This is a genomic window from Paraburkholderia mimosarum LMG 23256 = NBRC 106338 (assembly GCF_000739815.1).
Classification (GTDB): Bacteria; Pseudomonadota; Gammaproteobacteria; order Burkholderiales; family Burkholderiaceae; genus Paraburkholderia; species Paraburkholderia mimosarum.
In genome coordinates this window covers 258,037-278,926 of record NZ_BBJJ01000001.1, presented here as the reverse complement: position 1 = coordinate 278,926, position 20,890 = coordinate 258,037, and the positions used below count along the sequence as shown (strand labels likewise).

20 protein-coding genes and 3 pseudogenes are annotated in these 20,890 nt (G+C 60.8%); 11 read left to right on the top strand and 12 right to left on the bottom strand.

The window, feature by feature from the left end:
* Window positions 1-10: 10 nt before the first annotated feature.
* The 7 genes from BMI01S_RS01195 to BMI01S_RS01165 all read right to left on the bottom strand — a co-directional run bounded on the left by BMI01S_RS01195 (window position 11) and on the right by BMI01S_RS01165 (window position 5,984).
* Window positions 11-934 carry a DUF1259 domain-containing protein gene (locus tag BMI01S_RS01195; RefSeq protein WP_028229847.1) on the bottom strand — a complete coding sequence of 308 codons (924 nt, stop codon included), beginning with the start codon at window positions 932-934 and terminating at the stop codon, window positions 11-13.
* A gap of 117 nt (window positions 935-1,051) precedes the next feature.
* Entirely contained in the window at window positions 1,052-2,308 is a 1,257-nt protein-coding gene (locus BMI01S_RS01190) for an MFS transporter (protein WP_028229846.1), read from the bottom strand.
* Window positions 2,295-2,726: a chromate resistance protein ChrB domain-containing protein gene (locus tag BMI01S_RS01185; protein WP_028229845.1), complete on the bottom strand. Its 432-nt coding sequence runs from the start codon at window positions 2,724-2,726 to the stop codon at window positions 2,295-2,297. Before BMI01S_RS01185 ends, BMI01S_RS01190 begins: the two co-directional genes overlap by 14 nt.
* A gap of 40 nt (window positions 2,727-2,766) precedes the next feature.
* Window positions 2,767-3,087, bottom strand: coding sequence for a hypothetical protein (locus tag BMI01S_RS01180; RefSeq protein WP_051381258.1), 321 nt, complete (start codon window positions 3,085-3,087; stop codon window positions 2,767-2,769).
* 39 nt (window positions 3,088-3,126) lie between these two features.
* Window positions 3,127-3,717: a superoxide dismutase gene (locus BMI01S_RS01175; protein ID WP_028229843.1), complete on the bottom strand. Its 591-nt coding sequence runs from the start codon at window positions 3,715-3,717 to the stop codon at window positions 3,127-3,129.
* 105 nt (window positions 3,718-3,822) lie between these two features.
* The gene (locus BMI01S_RS01170; protein WP_028229842.1) at window positions 3,823-5,007 is read right to left on the bottom strand and encodes a chromate transporter; all 1,185 of its coding nucleotides are present in this window, start codon (window positions 5,005-5,007) and stop codon (window positions 3,823-3,825) included.
* Entirely contained in the window at window positions 5,004-5,984 is a 981-nt protein-coding gene (locus BMI01S_RS01165) for a chromate resistance protein ChrB domain-containing protein (protein WP_036044067.1), read from the bottom strand. Before BMI01S_RS01165 ends, BMI01S_RS01170 begins: the two co-directional genes overlap by 4 nt.
* A gap of 80 nt (window positions 5,985-6,064) precedes the next feature.
* Here BMI01S_RS01165 and BMI01S_RS01160 point away from each other — a divergent pair.
* Window positions 6,065-6,827: pseudogene (locus BMI01S_RS01160) on the top strand (DMT family transporter); the annotation flags it as partial.
* A 777-nt stretch (window positions 6,828-7,604) separates the two neighbouring features.
* Window positions 7,605-7,892, top strand: a pseudogene (locus BMI01S_RS42840) (XdhC family protein); the annotation flags it as partial.
* A 51-nt stretch (window positions 7,893-7,943) separates the two neighbouring features.
* On the opposite strand, the gene BMI01S_RS01150 reads toward BMI01S_RS42840, so the two are convergent.
* Entirely contained in the window at window positions 7,944-8,510 is a 567-nt protein-coding gene (locus BMI01S_RS01150; RefSeq protein ID WP_028229839.1) for a phosphate-starvation-inducible PsiE family protein, read from the bottom strand.
* A gap of 611 nt (window positions 8,511-9,121) precedes the next feature.
* On the opposite strand from BMI01S_RS01150, the gene BMI01S_RS01145 reads away from it, so the two are divergent.
* From BMI01S_RS01145 to BMI01S_RS01130, 4 genes are all read left to right on the top strand, one after another.
* Entirely contained in the window at window positions 9,122-9,364 is a 243-nt protein-coding gene (locus BMI01S_RS01145) for a hypothetical protein (RefSeq protein ID WP_028229838.1), read from the top strand.
* Window positions 9,365-9,391: 27 nt separating this feature from the next.
* Complete coding sequence (locus BMI01S_RS01140) at window positions 9,392-9,631, top strand: DUF6566 family protein (RefSeq protein ID WP_051381256.1); 240 nt, start codon at window positions 9,392-9,394, stop codon at window positions 9,629-9,631.
* A 198-nt stretch (window positions 9,632-9,829) separates the two neighbouring features.
* Window positions 9,830-11,044 (top strand): NAD(P)/FAD-dependent oxidoreductase, encoded by a 1,215-nt coding sequence (locus BMI01S_RS01135; protein WP_244145267.1) that lies wholly within the window; start codon window positions 9,830-9,832, stop codon window positions 11,042-11,044.
* Window positions 11,045-11,099: 55 nt separating this feature from the next.
* Window positions 11,100-11,372, top strand: coding sequence for a UBP-type zinc finger domain-containing protein (locus BMI01S_RS01130; RefSeq protein WP_028229836.1), 273 nt, complete (start codon window positions 11,100-11,102; stop codon window positions 11,370-11,372).
* 70 nt (window positions 11,373-11,442) lie between these two features.
* On the opposite strand, the gene BMI01S_RS01125 is transcribed toward BMI01S_RS01130, so the two are convergent.
* The 4 genes from BMI01S_RS01125 to BMI01S_RS01115 all read right to left on the bottom strand — a co-directional run bounded on the left by BMI01S_RS01125 (window position 11,443) and on the right by BMI01S_RS01115 (window position 16,080).
* Complete coding sequence (locus BMI01S_RS01125) at window positions 11,443-14,274, bottom strand: ATP-dependent Clp protease ATP-binding subunit (RefSeq protein ID WP_028211008.1); 2,832 nt, start codon at window positions 14,272-14,274, stop codon at window positions 11,443-11,445.
* A gap of 137 nt (window positions 14,275-14,411) precedes the next feature.
* Complete coding sequence (locus tag BMI01S_RS40580; RefSeq protein WP_154671115.1) at window positions 14,412-14,654, bottom strand: hypothetical protein; 243 nt, start codon at window positions 14,652-14,654, stop codon at window positions 14,412-14,414.
* Window positions 14,655-14,715: 61 nt separating this feature from the next.
* Window positions 14,716-15,345: an Hsp20/alpha crystallin family protein gene (locus tag BMI01S_RS01120; protein WP_028229835.1), complete on the bottom strand. Its 630-nt coding sequence runs from the start codon at window positions 15,343-15,345 to the stop codon at window positions 14,716-14,718.
* A gap of 159 nt (window positions 15,346-15,504) precedes the next feature.
* A complete protein-coding gene (locus tag BMI01S_RS01115) occupies window positions 15,505-16,080 on the bottom strand; it encodes an HdeD family acid-resistance protein (protein ID WP_028229834.1) in 576 nt (191 codons plus the stop codon).
* 625 nt (window positions 16,081-16,705) lie between these two features.
* Between BMI01S_RS01115 and BMI01S_RS01110 the strand changes: the two genes are divergently transcribed.
* From BMI01S_RS01110 to BMI01S_RS01095, 5 genes and pseudogenes are all read left to right on the top strand, one after another.
* Window positions 16,706-17,479, top strand: coding sequence for a helix-turn-helix domain-containing protein (locus BMI01S_RS01110; RefSeq protein ID WP_238327710.1), 774 nt, complete (start codon window positions 16,706-16,708; stop codon window positions 17,477-17,479).
* 334 nt (window positions 17,480-17,813) lie between these two features.
* A complete protein-coding gene (locus BMI01S_RS01105) occupies window positions 17,814-18,344 on the top strand; it encodes a DUF1269 domain-containing protein (RefSeq protein WP_028211012.1) in 531 nt (176 codons plus the stop codon).
* A gap of 316 nt (window positions 18,345-18,660) precedes the next feature.
* Complete coding sequence (locus tag BMI01S_RS41805; RefSeq protein ID WP_167334401.1) at window positions 18,661-18,822, top strand: hypothetical protein; 162 nt, start codon at window positions 18,661-18,663, stop codon at window positions 18,820-18,822.
* A gap of 111 nt (window positions 18,823-18,933) precedes the next feature.
* Window positions 18,934-20,147, top strand: a pseudogene (locus tag BMI01S_RS01100) (alkene reductase).
* 88 nt (window positions 20,148-20,235) lie between these two features.
* Window positions 20,236-20,592, top strand: coding sequence for a host attachment protein (locus BMI01S_RS01095; RefSeq protein WP_028229832.1), 357 nt, complete (start codon window positions 20,236-20,238; stop codon window positions 20,590-20,592).
* Window positions 20,593-20,890: the final 298 nt, after the last annotated feature.

Here is a 20,890-nt window from a genome sequence, read left to right as displayed (position 1 = left end):
GCGCAGCGCGTCAATGCGCGATCGCGGCCTGCGCGTCCAGAGCCGCCTTGACACCCTGGGCCAGGTCGACGGCCTTACCCTTGCCCCAGTAGTGCAGGAACAGGATGCGGGGCGACTCACCCGTCATGTGCTGATGGATGGCCACGATATTGATCGCCGAAGCGCGCATGCGCTTGAGCACCGCCTGCAGCTCGCTTTCACGCATGGCGAAATCACCGTCGACTACCGCCTCATCGTCCGTGCCGGCGAATGCGGCCCACGTGTTGACGCCCATCTCGTTGCCAACGGTGACGCCGTGCATGCTGGCCGTCCTCCCGACGACCACCTTGAACATGCCGTTGTTCGTCTGCCCCTTCGAGCCGAACACCGCTTCGAGTGGCGCGGGGCTGATGCTGTTCGAATCCCCAATGTGGCCGGGAAAGGCATTTTCAGGATCGGCGTGGGCCGCGCGGACTTCAGCGATCCTGTCGTAGACCTTCTTGACGCCCTCCGCGAGTGTTGCGGCATCACCGGTGCCGCCGATATGCATGAAGTACACCTTGGGCTGATCGAAGAAGAAATGATTGTGGAGCGCGGTCACTTCCAGTCCGGCGTCAAGCGCCGCACTCATGGCCGGATTGACCTCATCTTCGAACACCACGGTGTCGCCCATCATCATGACCTGCGAACCGTGGGCCGGCTTGAACGCCGCATAGGACGTGAGTCCCATGAACGGCGGCATCGTCCAGCCATCTACCTGCACCTTCACATCGTTGCGCGGTTTCGAGATCTTGAACACGTCATCCTGTTTGGAGAATGTCCCTTTCAGGCCGGTAATCTGTTCAATGCGAGCCGTATCGATTGCCGCATGCTGTTGTGCATCGGCTGGGCTGACAGAAGCACAGACACTCGCGGCGACGATTAAAGCTTGTGAGAAGCGTCTTAACGATGACATCAGAAATTCCTCCTCGGACAGGGTGCACGAGTACGCAGCAATTTTGTTCTTTCGAAAACTGCGCTCTGGCTGGTCTCCTCACGCCTGCGTTGCAGGAATGAATTTCGATCATTGTTCTCAGCGATCCGGCTTGACGTGGCGGAACAGGAAAAGCAGCGACAGGTCATAGGCGATCTTGAGGGCGCCGCAGGCGACAAGCGGTGCGCCGAGCCAGCCGATGCCGATCAGGCCTCCCGCCAGAGACGGTGCCAGTGAGGCAGCGAGGCTTCGCGGTACCGAAGTGAAGCTCGCAGCGGCGGCCCGCTCGGCCGGCGTGACGACAGCCATCACGTAGGCGGTGCGCGTAGGAACGTCCATCTGGGACAATGCGCTGCGCGCAAGCAGCAGCGCCAGCGTCATCGGCAACGAAGCGGCAAAGGCCGCGGCGATCAGGCACAGGCTGGCCGGAATATGCGTGAACACCATTGTGTTCAGCAACCCGATCTTGCTGGCGAGTGGCGGTGCGGCCAGTTGGGAGAGCGCGGTGAGCAGCCCCGCCCAGAAAAAGAACTGGCCCGTCGCACCGACTGACAGGCCGAAGCGTTGCATGAGCCAGAGCGACATCAAGGCATTGACGACCAGGCCGCCGGCAAACGCATCGACGCTGAACAGCAACGCGAGACGCGTCACGATGCGCCGTGACTCACCGAGCGGTGCGCCCGGGCCGGAAGTCTGTGCGCCAGAGGGCGGCAGGCGACGATAGAGCAACCAGATCGCACCGCCCGTCACCGCATACACGATAAACATCGTACGCATGGCCGTAAGTTCCGCCATGCGTGCGTGTGCTACCAGCCATGCGGGCACGCCCGCTGCGAGTGAACCGACCGCTGCCGAAACGGCACCGACCAGGCTGTAGCGGGCGAATAGCGCCGTTCGTGCGTCTCCCGTCGCCATCCCCGCAAGCCGCGATTGTTCGAGGGGGAGAAAAAGACTGACGTCGCCCGAGCTCGGATTGAGCGTTCCGACAAAGGCAACAATGAGCAGCGGCAGCAGCGACGATAACCCCGCAAAGCCGAGGCCGGTCGCGACCATCAGTGCCGCGGCGAATATAAACATCCGCCGTGCCGCGAAGCGATTGGCAAGCACACCGACTGCGATCGTGGCAACAGCGGAGCCGACCAGCGTCGCGGTGCTGATCAGGCCGACGTCGACCTTGGCGAACCCGAGCGCGAGCAGCCAGGCGGGTAACAGCACCGCGATGAAACCGTCACAGAAGCCCCGCAGTCCACGGCTTACCAGCAGCAGCCGCGCCGCGCGGTCAGCGCCCGCTGGCAACACCCGTCTTGATATCCGGGCTGCCAGCGAAACGGAGCGACGTTCCTCACGTGCGTTCATTGCTGCTCTTGCACCACGCATACAGCGCGTCGTAGACGATCATGCCGTGCTGCAACTGCTCATGATCGTCGGTGAAGTTGCGCGACAGGCCAATCGAGATGGCGTAGAGCCCGGTCGCCTCTGGCGCCAGATCGAGCCGCCCGGTATCGGCGCCCCGCACGATGCTGGCGAGCCTGACCAGCGCGGGTTCGTCCAGTTGATATTTCTGCAGGAAGGCATCGAAGCTGCAGAGTTCGCCGTGGTGACCGAGTTCGACGTCCGGCACGTCGAAGGGAATCGCCCCAGTTTCCTGAGCGAGGCGCTTAACCTCGTCGCGAGGCACGTAGAGGAACTCTGGTTCCTTGTCGATGAAACGGGTAATCAGCCACGGGCAGGCAATACGGTCGATTTTGGGCCGTTCGCGCGTAATCCATTTCATAACGCCTCCTCCTTTGATGCAGCTGTGACGTCACGCCTGATCAGTCGTCGTCTTTCTCGCCGTCATTCGTCGCGACGACCTTGCCAGTCTCGTCGACAAGCAGTGTCTGTTTCTGGTCGCCGGACCCCAGCGTGACGTCATATTGGGTCGCGCCCCGGGCGGTGTGCTTCTCGATTTCACTGACCGGGCGACCCTGTGCCTGCTGTTCAATGGTGGCTTTGACAGGGGCCGGCACCTGTGAGAGCTCAATGGTCTGGCCGGCCGCTTTTTCGCCAGGCCGCTGCTTGCAGCCGGTTGTCGCAAGCACGCACGCGAGAATCAGACTGGCAATTGCATATCGCCGGTTGGGAATCAACATCATGTCCTCCCCATTCGTGTCGAGAAATCGCCATCCGGGCGCTCAGATGATCAGCGACTCGAATCGCGTCCTGACGTTCTGCCAGTTCACGTTCTCCATGAACGCGTCAACATAGGCGCCTGCCTTTGCGCCGAAGTCGATGTGATATGAATGCTCGTACATGTCGAGCGCCAGGATGGGCACGCCGTCGGCGAGCGTATGCGCGTGGTCGGACGCCCACTGGTTCACCAGCTTTCCAAGGCGTGGCGACCAGCTGAGCAGCACCCACCCGGAGCCGCCACCAAGCGCCTTGCCCATGGCGGAAAATTGGGCGTGCCAGCGCTCAACGCTGCCAAAATCGCGTGCAAGCGCTGTTTCGAGCGCTCCGCTGACCGGGTCGCTCGAGCCCAGCGACTCGAAGTAGATTTCATGCAGGATCATCGAATTGGCGGCGATCAGTTCCTCGCGCTTGAGCCCATTGAGCACGAAGACGGGAGCAGTGCACACGTCGATTTCCGCAAGCTGTGCGGTGATTGCGTTCAGGCGTTTGACTGCGCCCGCATAGTTGTTCTCGTAGTGACTGACGACAAGTTTTTCCGACAGACCGGCAAGCCGCGAAGGGTCACAGGCGAGGGGTTTGATCTCGAAGTTCATGGGCGACTCCTGTTGCTGCAGACAACGACGCTACGCGCACAGCTCACCAGCTCGACGCAAGTTCAGCCGTGCGCATTCGCTCGCGGGTTCGTTCGCCCAGCGCTTTCATACGCCGTGTGCATGAATGAGCGGATAGACGGCAAGCCCGATGAGCGCCGCGGCGATGACGATGACCGGCTCCTGCAGCTTCTTGAACCGCCACAGCAGCAGCACGGTCGCGAGCGCGAGCGCGATCGTCGGCCAGTCAATGATCGAGCGCCGCGCAATCACGATCACCGAGCCGGTAATGGCGCCAACAGCAGCGGCAGTGATGCCGTCGACGAATGCCTTGACGGCGGGCAGCTTGCCGTACTTCTTGAAGTACGGCGCTGGCAGCACCGTGAAGAGATAACAAGGCAGGAAGGTACCAAGCGCCGCCACGCAGGCGCCCGGGAGTCCAGCGACCAGATAGCCGATGAAGCCAACCGTGATCACGACCGGTCCAGGCGTAATCATGGCGACGGCCACGGCATCGACGAACTGCTTGTCGTTGAGCCAGTGATGCTCGGTGACCACGCCGCCGTAAAGGAACGGGACGATTGCAAGGCCCGAGCCAAAAACGAAAGCGCCCGCCTTCGCGAAGAACAGTCCGATCTGGCCAAGCAGTGGCCAGTCGAGACCACTGAGCACGCCGCTCGCAGCCGGCAGCTGCGCCGCTGCTGCAGCATTCAGGCCGCCCTTGCTGAGCCATTTCGGCGGGGCAACGACGAACCAGTTGATGAGGCCGCCTGCAATGAAAAGCCACGCGATCTCCGATTCGGTGAGGACAGTCACCGCAGCGACCGTCAGGTAGATCGCCCACAGGAGTCTGTTCCTGCCGATGGTCTTCGTGGTGAGCTTGTACGCGCTCATCGCGATGATTCCGACGACTGCGGCACCCACCCCGTAGAAGGCCGCCTGCATCCACGAGAGCCCGCCGAAGTGGGCGTAGGCCCAGCCAAGGCCGACCACCATCAGGAATGACGGCAGCACGAACGCGATGCCGGCCAGCGTTGCACCTACGATGTGATAGTGCACGTAGCCCATATAGATGCCAAGCTGGGCAGCCAGTGGTCCCGGCATCATCTGCGCGAGCGCCAGTCCTTCGCGGTAATCCGACTCGCTGATCCATTTGCGCTGATCGACGAGATCGCGATGCATATAGCCGACAAGCGCCACCGGTCCGCCAAACCCGAACGTGCCAAGCCGCAGCATGTACAGGACCAGCTGGCCGAGCGTGTAGCCGGGTGCCGTCGCCGTCGTAGTGCTCACGATCGTCCTCCGGCGTCCCGGCCTTTTGCAGCGGAGACAAAGTGCGTGTAGAGCGAGTCGAGGACGCGACCCATTTCATCCAGCAGCTGGTCGTCATTTGCCGCGCGCACCCTCGCCCCTGCCATCACGGCTTCGAACCCAATGGCTTCGGGCACCGGGGCGCCGCCCACGTCGAGCGCGTGAACCATCTCGCCAAGTCGCAGCAGCGCGGGATCCTTGTCGAGACCAAAACTCGCAACCAGCACTTCGAACGTCACGCGCTCGCCGACGTGAGTGAACGCGGCGCCGTCGAAGTCGAAACCGAGCGCGCTGGACGGGCAGGCACTGGGCGAGGTGAGCCAGATGAAGTTCGCATCGCGGTCGATGAAGCGCCGGATCAGCCAGGCGCTTGCGACGCGGTCGACCCACATATGCTGGCGCGTGGCCCAGGTGCGCCCCTGATAGTCGCTGACTGGGAGGCTTCGGATCGGCCGCTCGGCGGAATGGGGCTCGCCCGGCGAAAGCACGGTATCGACCAGTCCGATGAAGTCCTGCCACGCAGCCTCGGCACGGGTAGCGGCATCGCCCGGGAAGAAGTCTATTGCGACGATGGTCTCGTAATCCTTGCGCAGACGCCTCAACAGCTTCGTGAGCTCAGCCGCTGACTGGCCGGAAACCGTCTTGCGTGCCTCCTTCAGCGCGCGCATGAACTCCGCATGGTCGTCAGTGCGGTCGAAAAGCGCCCGGAATTCCGCTTCCTGTGCGGTATCGAGGCTCGCCGCGCGCAGCAGGTGCGCGGTGCCACCACTGTCAGCAATGGCACCCGCCAGTTCGCGCAGCATCTCCTCGCGCGCCTCCGTGTGAGGCAACAGATAAATGCCGTCGCGCAGCACCGCGCAGCCTTTCGCCTTCAGTGCGCGCCAGAAGCGCATTCGGGCAGTCGCGTTCTCCGTTGGCAGCGTCAGAACGAGGAGCGACCAGGTTGTGATATTTTCCATGTAGACTACCTTACACACGCGTAGCTAAATCTACAAGTTAACTTTTGTGCGATCGTCGTTGCCACGCCGGAATACGGGCAGGTGTCGCCGGGCCGGCCCTCCTTATGCCTGGTCTGTCGAGCACGCCGGCCGCAACGAGTTCGCTGCTGCTGAACCTTGAGGGCGTGCTGACTGCCGTGATTGCGTGGGTGGTTTTTCGGGAGAACGTCGATCTGCAGGTGTTTCTCGGCATGGTTGCGATCGTCGCCGGGGGCGTGATGCTGTCCTGGACGCCGGGGAACACGGGTGTGTCGGCCGGTGCGCTGCTAATCGTCGGAGCGTGCCTATGCTGGGCAATCGACAACAATCTCACGCGCAAGGTGTCCGCGAACGACGCAATGGTGATCGCCTGTCTGAAAGGTCTGATTGCTGGTCCCGTGAATCTTGCGATTGCGGTCGCGACTGGAGCTTGCCGGCTACGGCGTGAGCCTTGTTCTGTTTGTCGTCGCGCTTCGTCATCCTGGAACCGCACGGACCGGTGCCTACTTCTCGGTCGCACCGTTGTTCGGTGTCGCCATTTCACTGCTCATCTGGCCAGAACTTCCGTCCATCACCTTCTGGATCGCCGCAGCATTGATGGCGCCTGGCATCTGGCTTCATCTTCGCGAGCGCCACGAGCACGAGCATACGCACGAACTGATGGAGCACTCACACCGGCACCGGCACCGCCACGACGAACATCATCAGCACGAGCACGACTTTCCGTATGCCGGTGACGAGCCCCACACCCATCCGCATGTCCACCTGCCCATCACGCACTCGCACGCGCATTTCCCGGATATTCACCATCGTCATCAGCATTAGGCCAAACCACGAAGCGTATGACGGCGAAACACGCGCCTGGCGTCGATATGGCACACCAACGTCCGCAGTCGCAAGTCAAGGACATTCGACGCAATGCGCCGAATGCCGGCAGCAGGTCGTCTTCTTGTCGTCAGCGCGGACTAGCACATGCCCCCTGGCGGACGATGGGAGAAGAAGCCCACGACATTCATGCCCGCCTCAAGGACGCCGGAGAGTGGCCGCCATGCAAACGCGCTCGCCCGATATACCGCTCGCCCCGTTGCCTCTGCGTAGCTAGCAAATCTTTACGACTTCCGTCGTAACGTGCCCATCATGGCGATTAGCTATGCAAAAACTTCGGATTACTTTTCAATTTATGCGTGACTGTCGCTACCGCGTGACAGGCTTCATGCTTGACATTGGCTTTGCGGATTGCGGTCTCGGTGGGGACACTGGGGTATCTCGCTTCATAGCCTGCGTTCTACCCCAAAAACTACCCCCACGAATCGGCGGCAATCAACGGATGAAGCGGCTACCCAAGGACGTCCGGGAAGACCGGCGTCCCTATCGAATCTGGACTGAGGGCGAGAAAAACGGAACGTCCAGGAACTCCCTGGAACGCTTTGAATGGTGGGCCCAACGCCACGCCGTCTCCCCCGTGGTATGCCTTGCACGATCGCCTCGGGTGGCCTTGATGGACGCCCGGCTGCAATCAACGACTCGATGCCGTAGGTTAGCGATACGACGCCCACCTCATGAAAGACGGCGCGCCGTACTATCGTCGTCGGCCCCGTCCCGGGCGCTGCGCGCCTCGAACCCGCGCAGGCGGCGGACGGCGTCGTCTTCGACGGGACGACGCTGCTGACCATCCATGGGCCCCGTTACCGGATGCTGGTGATCGGCGCGGGACGGCTGTCGCGCTATCTGTGCAGCATCGCGGTGGGGCTGGATTATCAGGTCACGGTGTGCGATCCGCGCGAGGAATATACGGACGAGTGGGTTGCTTCCGAGGAGTCCACGGACGCTTCCCTGGTCCTTCCGGAATACTGCCGACCGCGGTCGGACGCGCGGTGCACGAGCGTTGCCGGCGTGTGTTAAGAGCTTACGCTCATCAGGTGACGAACGCGGCGACTCACGTCAATTGTCGGTCTGACCGCCGTCGCGGGGCGGTCCCCCTTGCTGTCGCTGCGCGTGCACCTCGCGATCACGCTCCGCTTGCACGGCGATCGTCGCGTCGAGCGGGTCATCACGCTGCCGCATCAGCCAGTAGACGATCCCCAGTGCCACCAGCGCAAATGCAAGCGCCGCGATCTGGGCGGGCGCACTGGCCGGATCGAGAATGATGAATTTGCGGGCGATGGCCAGCAGCGCGACCAGAAGCACCGTTTTGACCTGCACGATGTGATCGCGCCGCGACATCACGCGCGTAATCGAATGTTTGAATTCCATTGCGATCAGCAGCGTCATGACCATCCCGAAGATGGTCTGATACACCGCGTGATCCAGCGGGTTCAGCGCGTCCGAAACCAGCAATGAACTCACCGCGCGAATCAACTGCCAGAGCGACACGAGGATAATGATGGAAATCACGACGCTCAGCACATGCCCGACAAGCTGCTCGAATCGTTCATAAAAGGTTAGCATGTCCCACTGCTGACGCAACGCATCGAGATCCTTGCGTAGCCAGCTTTTCTTACTTTCCATGATTTGACTCCCGGAGGGCCGTCGCTGCGCCGCGAGCGCACCGCACGTGCATGGATTGCACATGCGCCGTGCACAGTCCATTCGACGGTCGCGTAACGCACATGCTACGGTCCTCCGCGTTTGCGCGGCTTCTTTGTGGATACTGACATATTCAGTTATTGATAGCAGAGGTCGAACTATCTCGCGATTCTGATACAGGTTCCTGTCATGTATTCGAAGAGGTACTAAGCCTGAAGCAGCAGGTCCATGCACTGTACCCTAACGAGCGCAATATGGAATACGCTCAAGCCTGGCCCGGTCGCTTGAGTCTAGCAGGTCGAGTATCTTCGTTCTTGTCAGCTCGCCAGCAGCTCATCAGCTGCGGACACCGGCTTTAGATACGATACGGGCCGGCCTGGAGCAGATCGGGCCCTTGTGGCCTTTTGGGCATTTCTCCGAAGAGCAGCTTTGCGGCGCGCCTTCCCTTGATGCAGTCCGCAGAAGTGAGCGATTATCCGTACATCCCCCGGATCAGAGACTAGACTTAATGCATCGTCGGTGCATGCTCGCGCAAGAGGCACGTATGAGCTATTCAGTCCCGATTGGGACGTGCAACCGAGGGAGGCAGGCCGATGCCGAAGACCGTTCGAACCGCTGAGCAGATTCGCGACGAACTGCAGAACCGCATGGTGAAAATCGCCGCTGACGTGCCGGGAGCTTTGCGGGTGCGCATACCGCTACCGGAGCGGCACCCGCCTGACGCATCCGGCCGCAACTGGAACATGGTGCCGCTCAATGACCTCGGCGTAGATTGCGCACATCATGTCCAGAAGGTGATCGAAGACATGCGCACCGAGTTCGTGCTTCCAGATTGACGCCTTGATACGAAACCGGAGCCGCTCATGCAAAGGCACGTGTTTGAGCATCGAGGCTACGAGATCGCGGTACAGCCGGAGCAGAATGCATACGGCGCGTGGCAGGCGAAGGTGAGTGTGCGCCATGCCGATAGTTCCGTGGCCGAATTCCGTCTGGAGACAATTCAGCCGGAATGGCTTACGCAGGCGGAGGCGGTGCGCGACGGCATCGAATGGGGCACGCGATTTATCGATCACAAGCTGGAAGAGTCGCACAACCCGATGTGATGGGACCATCAGCGGATAGCGAACAAAATCCGGCAGCTTCTCGAAAGACGCCAAATTCCGATGTGCTTACGGTGCACTAATACGGCCAACCGCCGTTATCCCGGCGCGGCCGCCTGCTCGTGAAGCGCGAGAAAACGAAACGAAGTCGTGACGTCCTCAAAGGTGGATAGCATATTCATGGTCAGGATTTATGGACGCATGCGCAGCGCACATGGCTACGCGATACGCGACTTCCTGCATCGCTGCGACATACCGTTCGAATGGATCGAACTGGGCAGCGATAAGGAAGCTGAGGAACTGGCGCGCGTACAGCACGTTTCCGATTCCCGCCTGCCGGTCTGCGTCTTCCACGACGGAACGCGGCTGGAATGTCCGACCATCCGGCAAATCACCGAGAAGCTCGGCTGGTTTGCGAGTCCATCCCGTGAGGCCTACGATCTTGCGATTTACGGCGCAGGACCGGCGGGATTGAGCGCCGCGGTGTACGGTGCATCGGAGGGACTGCATACCGTACTGGTAGAGCGCTGGGCTCTGGGCGGACAGGCAGGTAGCAGTTCGAAGATCGAGAACTATCTGGGCTTTCCAAAGGGCGTGAGCGGCGCGGAGCTCGCTGAACGGGCGCGCGACCAGGCCATCCGGTTCGGCGCCGAAATCCTGCTCGCGCGCACCGGCGTGCGCGCGGAATTCCCGCCCGGCCAGGGCATCGTATTTCTGGAAGACGGCACGCGTATCACGGCGCGCACGTCTATCTGCGCGACCGGCGTGGCATATCGCACGCTAGGTCTGGCAGGTGAAGAGCGCTTTCTCGGTGCAGGCCTCTATTACGGCGCTGGCGCCAGTGAGGCCGCGCTGATCCATGGCGATGACGTATATGTGGTGGGCGGCGGCAATTCGGCGGGACAGGCCGCCATGCATTTTTCGCAGTCCGCCAACCGCGTCTTCATGCTCGTGCGGGACGCATCGCTCAAGAACACGTTGTCACAATACCTGGTGGATCGCATTACATCGGCGTCGAACATTGAAGTGCGCACGTGCGTCGAAGTTACCGCCCTCGCAGGCAGCGACGTGTTGCAGGAGATCACGTTGACCGATGTGCGAACCGCCCAGGCCCGCACGGTCAAAACGAACTGGCTATTCGTCTGCATTGGCGGTGTGCCGCAGACCGAATGGGCGAAGGAAGTCGGCATCGTCCGCGATGAAGCCGGCTATCTCGTGACCGGCCCAGATCTGCAGGAATATCCAACGGACCTGAAATGGCCGCTCGACCGCGCGCCGCTGCATCTGGAAACCAGCATGCCCGGCGTATTCGCGGCGGGCGACGTGCGCCACGCGTCGATCAAACGCGTGGCGTCGGCAGTTGGCGAGGGGGCAATGGCTGTGGCGCTGGTACATCGCTACCTCAATAGCGCTTGAGAAGCGCGACCTTGATCCGCGCGCGTCTGCGCGCACCCGTCCGAGGAGAACGATCATGACCCCTGGTTGCACGCACCTGGGCGAAGCCCTGATTTTCCACACGTCCGTCGACTATTGCGAGGACTGCGTGAAGCTCAACCAGCCGTGGGTACATTTGAGGCTTTGTCTTTCTTGCGGACACGTCGGCTGCTGCGATTCGTCGCCCAACCGGCATGCAAGCAGGCATTTTCACGCGACCGGCCATCCGCTGGTGCGTTCAATCGAGCCCGGCGAAACGTGGATCTGGTGCTATCGCGACGAAATCGTCGCGGGTGAGCTTGAATCCTGACGGCGAGGCCGCCCGCCCGGGCGGGCGGCCTTGCGTTCTTCCCTTCACTTCCCTTCAGCATGCCAGCGCGTCAAGCATGCGCCGGTGCCTGCTTCGACGCCTCGCTGGGCGCTTCCGTGGGTGCTCCTCCTTTCTGCACACGCACGGAGTGCGTACCCGAATCGTAGGTCATCGTGACCTTGTCGCCGTCGCGCACGTCGCCTCCCAACAGCGCATCGGCGAGTTGCGATTCCACCTCGAGACGGATTTTGCGTTTGAGCATCCGCGCGCCGAACTCGGGGTCATAGCCGATCTGCGCAAGATGATCGCGCAACGCGTCGTCGAACGACAGATCGATGTTTTGGGCCAGCGCAGTACGCCGTACGCGCGCAAGTTGCAGGTCTACGATACGGCGGATCTGCTCCTTGCCGAGCGCATGGAACACGACGACTTCATCGACCCGGTTCAAAAACTCGGGCTTGAAATGATGCCGCAGCATTTCCATCAACCGGTCGCGCAGTTCAGGATAATCGAGCTGCTTCGCGTCGGCCTTCATGTTGTCCTGGATCAGTTGCGAGCCGATATTGCTGGTCGCGATGATGATCGTGTTGGTGAAATCGACCAGACGCCCCTTGCCGTCGGTGAGCCGCCCTTCGTCGAACAGTTGCAGCAGGATGTTGTGCACCTCCGAGTTCGCCTTTTCGATTTCGTCGAGCAGCACCACGCAATATGGCCTGCGCCGCACGCGCTCGGTGAGTTGTCCGCCTTCCTCGTAGCCGACATATCCGGGTGGCGCGCCAACCAGCCGCGCCACCGTATGACGCTCGGAATACTCGCTCATGTCGATGCGCACCAGCGCGCTCTCGTCGCCGAACACCGAAGCGGCTAGCGCCTTCGCGAGTTCGGTTTTACCCACGCCCGTGGGCCCAAGGAAGAGGAAGCTCGCAGTCGGCTTGCCGGCCTCTGTCAAACCGGCGCGCGAAAGCCGCACCGCTTTGGCGACGGCGGAGACGGCCTCATCCTGGCCGACCACGCGTTCCTTCAGATGGTCTTCCAGTCGCAACAGCTTTTCACGGTCCTCGGCCGTGAGTTCAGATAGCGGCACGCCCGTGAGCGACGAAACGATCTGCGCAATGTCTTCCGCCGTCACTTCCTGCGAACTGGTGCCGCGCTCCTTCTTCCATGTTTCGGTGGCTTCATGCAGGCGCTTTTGTTCTGCGACGAGCCGTCCTTCCAGTTCCTTGGCCTTATCGAATTGTTTTGCGGCGCTGGCCGCGTCCTGTTCCTGCTTGATGCGGCGGATGCTTGCCTCGACATCGTGCAACGGCTGCGGACGTGAATTCGACGAAATGCGCACGCGGGCGGCGGCCTGATCGAGCAGATCGATTGCCTTGTCCGGCAAAAACCGTGCGGCGATGTAGCGATCCGAAAGCTTTGCCGCTGCAGCGATCGCCTCTTCGGTAATTTTCACCTTGTGATGGGCTTCGAGCCGGTCGCGCAGGCCACGCAGGATCTCGATCGTTTCCTCGACGCCAGGCTCGGGCACCATCACGGGCTGAAAGCGCCGTTCCAAGGCCGAGTCCTTTTCAATGTACTTCTGGTATTCGTTCAATGTGGTCGCACCGACGAGGTGCAGTTCACCGCGAGCGAGCGCCGGCTTGAAGACATTGCCGATATCGAGGCCGCCTTCGCCGCCGCCCTGGCCCGCGCCGACAATCGTATGCAGTTCGTCGATAAATACAACCAGACGGTCCTGGTTCTCGATGATCTCATCCAGTACCTGCTTGACGCGCTCCTCGAACTCGCCACGATACTTCGCGCCGGCCACGACGCTATTGATATTCAGTTCGACCACGCGCTTGCCGCGCAGCACTTCCGGCACCTGGTCCTGAGCGATGCGTTGCGCCAGACCTTCGACGATAGCGGTCTTGCCCACCCCAGGTTCGCCGATCAGCACCGGATTGTTCTTGCGCCGCCGCGCGAGCACTTCAATGGTGGTTTCGATTTCCTTGTCACGGCCGATCACCGGATCGAGCTTCCCCTGGCGCGCAAGCGCGCTGAGATCGCGCGCGTACTTGTCGAGCGTGGGCGTGGTGGAGCGGTCTTCCATCTTGCCGTCTTCGGCGCCCTTACCGACCACCTTGACTGCTTTTTGCCGCATCGATTGCGGCGACAGCCCGAGCTTGCGCAGCAATTCACCTGCAAAGCCGTCTTCTTCCTCGATGAGCCCAATCAGAATGTGCTCTGGTCCGACGTAGCTGTGCCCCAGTTCCAGCGACGACCTCAACGCATTTTCCAGCGCACTCTTGGCGCGCGGCGACACGCCGATCTGCTCGTTGTCGCTCGGCTCCTTGCGGGTGCCACGTGGCGCGCTCTGGTCGATGGTCGTCTTGATTTCTTCGGGATCAAGCTTGAATTCGCGCAGGATTTCCTGCACCACATTGTTATCGGCAAGCGCCAGCAGCAGGTGTTCCGTATCGACTTCGTTCTTGCCATATTCGACCGCGGCTTGAGCCGCGGCTTGCAGGCGGTCAAGACCGCTCTGGCTCAGGTACGTCTGCAGGTCCACCGCTTCACGCGCCCGGCGCTGCCGGCGTGTGCGGCCGCCTGGGTGGCCGCCCGCTGAATCGACCATTTGCCCGCTGCCGGCGGCTGTACGCTGATTCGCGCCGCCGGATTGTCCGGGCGAGGGTCCGGTGAACCGGGTACCGCGGCCGCTTTCCATCTGCGGCCACATGTCGTCGAACAGACTGTCGAACAGTCCGCCGTGAAAGAGGGACTCGAGCGGCGACACATGGCGCTGATTACGCGTCATGAACTCCATGTAGTGCTCATTGCACAGCATCAGTTGACGGCGTTGACCGTTTTCGGTGATCGTGATCTGTGAGGTTGCGGGCTTTCCACAAACGCTGCACTCGGCCATGATGATCTCCTTTTTGTCCGTGCGGGCATTGCTTCCCGCGCGGGTAATGGGTGGGTGGAAAATATCTATTCCGCTGCTTATTCCGATGTCGCCTTGTTTGCATGCCGCGCCCCGCTCGCGCTGTACTCGAATCGAGGTCATACAGTGGACGGCACGTCGATTGATCCGTTGTTCCCGTGGCACCCTGTTCCGCTACCCGTGCGCGCCGGCAGCAGCACCGCACACATCCACGCGTTGGGCAACTGGCTCACCAGCCCTCCCGTGAGCGATTGCACTTCAAGTCCGCTCGCTGCTTGTTTCAGTTCTTCGTCGCTGCGAGGCAGCACTTCCTGGCGCTTGAGGATGGGTCCGGTTGCAACCAGTGTCGGGTTGTCACTCAAAAGATTCCCGCGTGCTGCTCGATGCTGGGCGAGTCATCGAGACCGCGGAGTGCGGATGGGGTTATTTGATCTCAATGCGCCGCTTCGCTGCCGGTTCTCCGGCCGCTTTGGGAACGCGCAGCGTCAGCACGCCGTTTTCAAATCTGGCCTCTGCCCGATCGAGATCAACGCCCGCGGGCAGCGGGACTGCGCGCTGAAAATGTCCGAACGACCGCTCGACCCGATAGCATCCCTGTTCTTCGCTCGTCGATTCGAAGCGTTTGTCGCCGCTCATGATCAGCATGTCGTCTATCACTTCGAGTTCGACGTCGTCGCGGGTCATGCCCGGCAATTCGGCGACGATACGCAGTGCGTCGCCTTCATCGGTGACGTCGATTGGCGGTTGAAACTCGCTCGCGCTGAAGTCGCCGAACCAGTTTCCGAGTGGTCCACGGCCGCCGAACGGATCACGGATCAATTCGGTAAACAAATGAACCGGATCAGGCAGCGGCCAACTGGCAGGCGCAAGTGAGACCGGCGCTGCAGCGGCTTGCGCCGGAGCCCGGTTGCCCGTTTGCGTGTCAGCCGGTTGTCCGTTTCGCGAGGCGCTTTGCTGACTGGTGCGCGGCGCACCGACGTGGCCGGATGCGCCTTTTTGCGCGTGCGAACGTAAAAATCGGAACGGATTCCATTTGTCGAGATCCAGAGGCATGTGATTCTCCTTACGTGAGGCGCGCCAGTGCCAGGCTTGAGGCTGGACCACTCTGGAGATGACGGGCGGTCCATTCGACCTCCGTGATGCCGGGGCACGACCGGCGTGGCACCACCCGCCGCTAACCGTGTGACCCACGAGTGCCAGTGAGCGCTGCGCTTACGGATGCAATGATGCGTGTGACTCTCCGGTAAGGTCGTCATGGTGCCAGGCACGCGCAGTGATGCCGAGTACGAACAGCAGCGCGCCCGTGAACAACGCATACACGCCGATCAGCCAGACGAGCGCTAGTGCGCCGGCGCCCGGAAAGAGCAGCACGAAGATGCCGAAAAGCCCGGAAAGCACTCCAGTCAACGTCAGCATCCACGCGTTGTGCAGGCGCCGGTGTAGCCGCGTTGCTGCGATCAGATCGAATACGCCGGTAATAATCGCGTTTGCGCCGATTACGGCGACCAGCACAACGGTAGTAATTCCCGGCATCAACGCGGCTATCACACCGGCGCCGATACTGCAGATGCCGAGCAGCAAGGGCACCCACCAGCCGCCATGCGTCACGCGGTAGCGGATGGCCGCGACAATCGCGACAACGCCGCCGGCGATTGCGTAGGCGCTAAAGAGGGTGATAAGCAGCAGGAGAGTGAGACCGGGCCAGAATAACGCCAGGGTGCCGAACAGCACCGCTACAGTGCCACGAAGAATGAGCATCCACCAAGCGCGCCCAAGCAGATCATCCATGTGGGACTCCAGCTGTACGTCGGGTGATGAATTTCAGTCTAGGCCCCGTGAATCTGCGATTCTTTCGCGTTTCTGCCATGCGTTTCGCAATTCTGCGCTCATTAATTAGGGATGCTGATTGGCATCGAGACGGGCATTCGGATGCACGAAAAATAAACTATCCATCTCCGATTTCTATAGTTCGCCGCAAGGCGTTCTAACATGAACTCACGCCCCTCACAGTCCGGCCTTAACCTGATCATTGCTGGCCCCGGATCGCATCGTGAACCCAACGAAGGGAATCTCAACGTCGCCTAAATCGAGCGCTGCAACTCGCGTGAGCGGTCGAGCATCGGGGCTGTGGGCAACATATCTGACCTCGCGTGCAACCCCATCGCTTACGCTGCGTGATACCGGCGTAAGCGTCAGCCTGTCGAATGCATACTGAAAGGGTGTACAGGTATGCGAGTTGCGATACAGCAGCGACTTTAAACGAGATGGGTAGCTTCCGCCTATATGACGAATCCGTCTTAAGCAGCCTTGAACCTGGCCTAAGCTTTCGTAACGCGACGAGGTAGCAACTAGCCCGCTTATCATGAATCAGCCTACAAGATCGACCCCGAATCATGGCCTACGCTGCCAGCCGATGAACGTCGCTTTTACCGACTGGCTAAATTTGATGCCGGGACTGCAGCTAGTTGTACCGACAGGTTCCACTGTCGTGCGTGCTGCGGGCTGCGACGACCTCGGAATGAGCCACTCCATCCTGATAGGTGCACCATTTGCCGCAGTTATTCCGACGAGAGCGACGCTGGCCACGACCGTTGACAGCGATCCCAATGGATGGGTTATCGCACTCGCATCAGGCATATTTGGGCAAGTCTCGCAAGAGGCGTTTTTGGCGGTCCCGAAATGGTCTAAGTCCTGGGATCCATTCGTACGCGAGGCCGTGGATACATTGGGTGCCTTGCATCACGCGGATCTCGTCGACGCTGCCTGCGCAGACGCTTTTGCCGATGTCATCTCGGTGCACATCGCTCTGCGTTACGGGCACTGTGCTGGTGGGGCCGAGCCGAACACGCCGCTTACGCGTCAAATGCTGACTCGCATTCAAGTTTTCGTCCATGAGCACATAGCCGAAACCATTTTGGTCGAACAACTCGCAGTCCTGGTGCACATGAGTGCCTCAAACTTTGCACACGTTTTCAAAACGGCGACAGGCAAACCGCCCCATCTGTATGTGACACTCGAACGAGTGAAGTTTGCCAGGACGATGTTATGCGAGGAGGCCATTCCCCTGGTTGAGGTTGGCGCGCGGGCGGGGTTTCAGACTCAGCAGCATTTCACCGACGTCTTTCATCGATATACCGGTATGACGCCTCGCGCATTCCGGCTTACCCACCGAAACGTCGGAAGCTGATTAACTTGGGAAGTTGCGAGCAGAACAATGACCGCGGGACTTCAACATGTCCTCGACAAGGCAACGCACTACTTCAAAGCGCAGAGATCCGTCACGTCCTGCAGGAATGAGGAAGAAGTGCAAACCGCAAGAAACTAGTCTTGATGCCATCGTCGTCGCGTCAATGGCCCCGGCGAAGTCCCAAGGTGCGCGCCGGCGGCATATGCAAGGTTGGCTGGCCCCGCAGCGGCTTTGCGGTGCGGCCGAGAGGCACGCGCGCGTGCACTGAGCATGAATTCAACCATCTGCCCGCGGAAGAGCCTCGGCTTGTTTCCCAGAGCAAAGGAGTAAATCGATGAGCGATCTAGTCGTTGTAAGTTTCAAAGGCGAAGACACAGCCGATCAGGTGCTGACCAAACTCCAGCAGATGCAAAAGGAACATCTGATCGACCTTGAGGACGCCTGCATCGTGGTCCGTAGCGCGAACGGCAAGGTACACCTCAAGCAAGCCGTCGATCTCGTCAAGATCGGCGCTCTCAGTGGCGCGGCCTGGGGTGGTCTATTTGGTGCACTGGTCGGGCTGGTGTTGCTCAATCCGCTCGCCGGGCTGGCCACAGGTATGGCCATTGGTGCTGGCACGGGCGCATTGTCGGGCGCGCTCTCGGACTATGGAATCGATGACGATTTCATGCGCTCGACGGGCCAGAACATTGAGCCGGGTTCGTCGGCGCTGTTCATCCTCGTGCGTCACGTGAATTTCGATAAGGTTCTGCCAGAGCTGAAGCCATTCGGCGGAAAGGTATTAAAGACGTCTCTCACGAACGATCAGGAGGAACGCCTGAGGAAGGCGGTAGAGAGCCTGAACAGCAGTGGTACGACAGCATAAGCATCGCTGCACTGGATCAGGGTTGTGATCTTGAATTCTGTTGAAGTTCTCATTTGGGCCGGATCGGCGTCCCGATAATTTTCGCGGATCATTCCGTGTGGACGTCGATCACATCGGCGCGCAGTTCGACATTGGAGAGGGATCACGCCTTCGCGAGCAGATTGTCAGGCACGATGCGGCCGAGCACGCGAGATGCGTGGTGTCCAGCATCTCCTGCTTCACGCATGCGCCGATTTGCGCTTCCAACGACCTTGATTGCATGCGCGCAACGCCGGTGCGATAGCGAGATTCCGCTGGTTCCCTTATGGAGCGCTATATGACGATGGGAAGTCGCGTCGACATCCGGAAATCGAAAGTCGAGGCGCAGGAAGCGCCGATGACCGTGGATGAACAACTCGACGAAGCGCTCGCAGAGACCTTTCCTGCGAGCGATCCAGTCGCCGTTCACCCCGAGCCAGAACAACTCGCGAAGACGTAAACGCAGTCGTCGTCGGCACCAAGCGGAATCATGTCGATGTGATCTGACGCCGACGCATCGACGCGTCGAAGCAGCACCTTTCGGGCCGAGTCAAAAACACAAGGAGCGGATATGCCTGATACCGAAATCGCGCCCGGAGAAGCCGGGCAGCGCGACGAGCAAGTCCCGCTGCGCAAGCTCTTCGAACCCGTAAAGGTAGGACCCCACAACTTGCGTCATCGTGTTGTGATGGCGCCGCTGACGCGTTCGCGCGCAAGCCGACCAGGCAACACCCCGACGCAGCTCAATGCCTGCTATTACGCGCAACGCACAGCGGCCGCGCTCATCATCAGCGAGGCGACGCAGGTGTCGATGCAAGGACAGGGCTATGCATGGACGCCTGGGATCCATAGTCGCGAGCAGGTCGAAGGCTGGCGGCTCGTGGCGGACGCCGTGCACGAGACGGGCGGGTTGATGTTCATGCAGCTGTGGCACGTCGGACGCATATCGCACCCCTCGTTGCAGCCCGATGAAATGTTGCCCGTTGCGCCCTCTGCTGTTCGGCCGAAAGCGGAGGCGTTCATCGAGAACGAGCGCGGCGAAGGTGTCGTCGCGCCCTGCGTCACGCCTCGCGCGCTGCAGGTCGAAGAGATGCCGTATCTCGGGCGCCAATACTTCAGAGGTGCGCGCAACGCAAAGGCTGCCGGAATGGACGGCGTCGAAGTGCACGCAGCGAACGGGTATCTGCTCGATCAGTTTCTGTTGTCCGGCACGAACCGCCGCTCGGACGAATACGGCGGATCGAGCGAGCGTCGGGCCAAGCTGCTATTCGAGGTGATCGAAACGGTTTGCGAAGTGTGGGGGCCGGAAAAGGTCGGCGTCCGGCTGTCCCCTCTCGGACCTTCAACGACATGCATGACGACGATCCCGAGGCGACCTTTTCTTATGTCATCGAGAAGCTCAATCGATACGGGCTGGCTTATCTGCACATCGTCAATCCCGCGCTGGCGGCAACCGGTGAGGATGTCGCTTTCACGGCGCGCGCGAAACGCATGAGCGAGATGATACGCCGCACCTACCGTGGCGTGCTGATGGTCGCGGGCGGGTTCGACGGCGGCAGTGCGGAAAGATGGCTCGAGGACGGCAACGCGGACCTGATCGCGTTCGGACGCTTGTTCATCGCCAATCCCGACCTGCCGGAACGCTTGCGGTTGCACGCTCCGCTCAATTCGCCGGATCCGTCCACGTTCTATGGAGGCGGCGAGCGCGGATATACGGATTATCCGTCGCTCGCGCAGGAACGAGGGGAGGCCCCACGGTCCGTCATCGATGGGCGTTGGAGATAGAGTGTCGCTGACCCGCGAGCTCGCTAGCGTGACTCGACGATTTGCGATGGCCGCCGAGCCGGCGACCAATCACACTGAGAGGCGCATCATGGCTGTCACTACCTGGGTTGTCGTTGCCGACGGCAGCCGTGCTCGAGTCTTCGAGACACTGGGACTTAAACTGGACTTGCGGGAAATCGAAGACCTCGTCAATGTCGTCCCTGATGGACGGACGCTGAGCGAGAAGGATCGCGAAAAATTCGCCAGGACCGTCGCCGACTACATCGAACAGGGACGGCTCCATCAGCGGTATCAGCGATTGCGCTTAGCCGTCGAGCCGAAGTTTCTCGGGATGCTGCACGCTCATCTGAGCGAGGGGACGCGTCACTTGATTTTCGAAGAGATCAACGAAGATCTCTCGGCCCTCGATGCGCGCGAAATTCAAGCGCACCTGCGAAGGCATTAACGGCGACCTCCCGGTCATGACCGCATTAAATGAGTCATCCATTGATGTAGCTTGTTCCCGCGGAGGTTACCGCCCCATCTTGCGTGTGCCCTTTTACTTAGTCGGCCCTGAAAGTTCATGTTAGCCGCCGAGCAACTTATGCCAGACGCCGTCACAGGCGGCGTCGATCCTCGCCGCTCCAGTTCGTATCGGCTGCAATCATGACCCCTCGTCTGCTATTTCTTGCGCTCCTTCGCGCCCAGTATGCCGGGGCTGTCCGTTGCTCAGCCATTGCTTGCCTCACCAGCGTGCCCAAAGT

Bases quoted from the DNA above. Each gene is read 5' to 3' on its own strand.
- BMI01S_RS01175 (WP_028229843.1), bottom strand. From the start codon at position 3,717: ATGAACTTCGAGATCAAACCCCTCGCCTGTGACCCTTCGCGGCTTGCC.
- BMI01S_RS01115 (WP_028229834.1), bottom strand. From the start codon at position 16,080: ATGGATGATCTGCTTGGGCGCGCTTGGTGGATGCTCATTCTTCGTGGC.
- BMI01S_RS01125 (WP_028211008.1), bottom strand. From the start codon at position 14,274: ATGGCCGAGTGCAGCGTTTGTGGAAAGCCCGCAACCTCACAGATCACG.
- BMI01S_RS01185 (WP_028229845.1), bottom strand. From the start codon at position 2,726: ATGAAATGGATTACGCGCGAACGGCCCAAAATCGACCGTATTGCCTGC.
- BMI01S_RS01140 (WP_051381256.1), top strand. From the start codon at position 9,392: ATGCAAAGGCACGTGTTTGAGCATCGAGGCTACGAGATCGCGGTACAG.
- BMI01S_RS01095 (WP_028229832.1), top strand. From the start codon at position 20,236: ATGGCTGTCACTACCTGGGTTGTCGTTGCCGACGGCAGCCGTGCTCGA.
- BMI01S_RS01190 (WP_028229846.1), bottom strand. From the start codon at position 2,308: ATGAACGCACGTGAGGAACGTCGCTCCGTTTCGCTGGCAGCCCGGATA.
- BMI01S_RS41805 (WP_167334401.1), top strand. From the start codon at position 18,661: ATGACGATGGGAAGTCGCGTCGACATCCGGAAATCGAAAGTCGAGGCG.
- BMI01S_RS01180 (WP_051381258.1), bottom strand. From the start codon at position 3,087: ATGATGTTGATTCCCAACCGGCGATATGCAATTGCCAGTCTGATTCTC.
- BMI01S_RS01150 (WP_028229839.1), bottom strand. From the start codon at position 8,510: ATGGAAAGTAAGAAAAGCTGGCTACGCAAGGATCTCGATGCGTTGCGT.
- BMI01S_RS01120 (WP_028229835.1), bottom strand. From the start codon at position 15,345: ATGCCTCTGGATCTCGACAAATGGAATCCGTTCCGATTTTTACGTTCG.
- BMI01S_RS01195 (WP_028229847.1), bottom strand. From the start codon at position 934: ATGTCATCGTTAAGACGCTTCTCACAAGCTTTAATCGTCGCCGCGAGT.
- BMI01S_RS01145 (WP_028229838.1), top strand. From the start codon at position 9,122: ATGCCGAAGACCGTTCGAACCGCTGAGCAGATTCGCGACGAACTGCAG.
- BMI01S_RS01110 (WP_238327710.1), top strand. From the start codon at position 16,706: ATGAACGTCGCTTTTACCGACTGGCTAAATTTGATGCCGGGACTGCAG.
- BMI01S_RS01130 (WP_028229836.1), top strand. From the start codon at position 11,100: ATGACCCCTGGTTGCACGCACCTGGGCGAAGCCCTGATTTTCCACACG.
- BMI01S_RS01165 (WP_036044067.1), bottom strand. From the start codon at position 5,984: ATGGAAAATATCACAACCTGGTCGCTCCTCGTTCTGACGCTGCCAACG.
- BMI01S_RS01135 (WP_244145267.1), top strand. From the start codon at position 9,830: ATGCGCAGCGCACATGGCTACGCGATACGCGACTTCCTGCATCGCTGC.
- BMI01S_RS01105 (WP_028211012.1), top strand. From the start codon at position 17,814: ATGAGCGATCTAGTCGTTGTAAGTTTCAAAGGCGAAGACACAGCCGAT.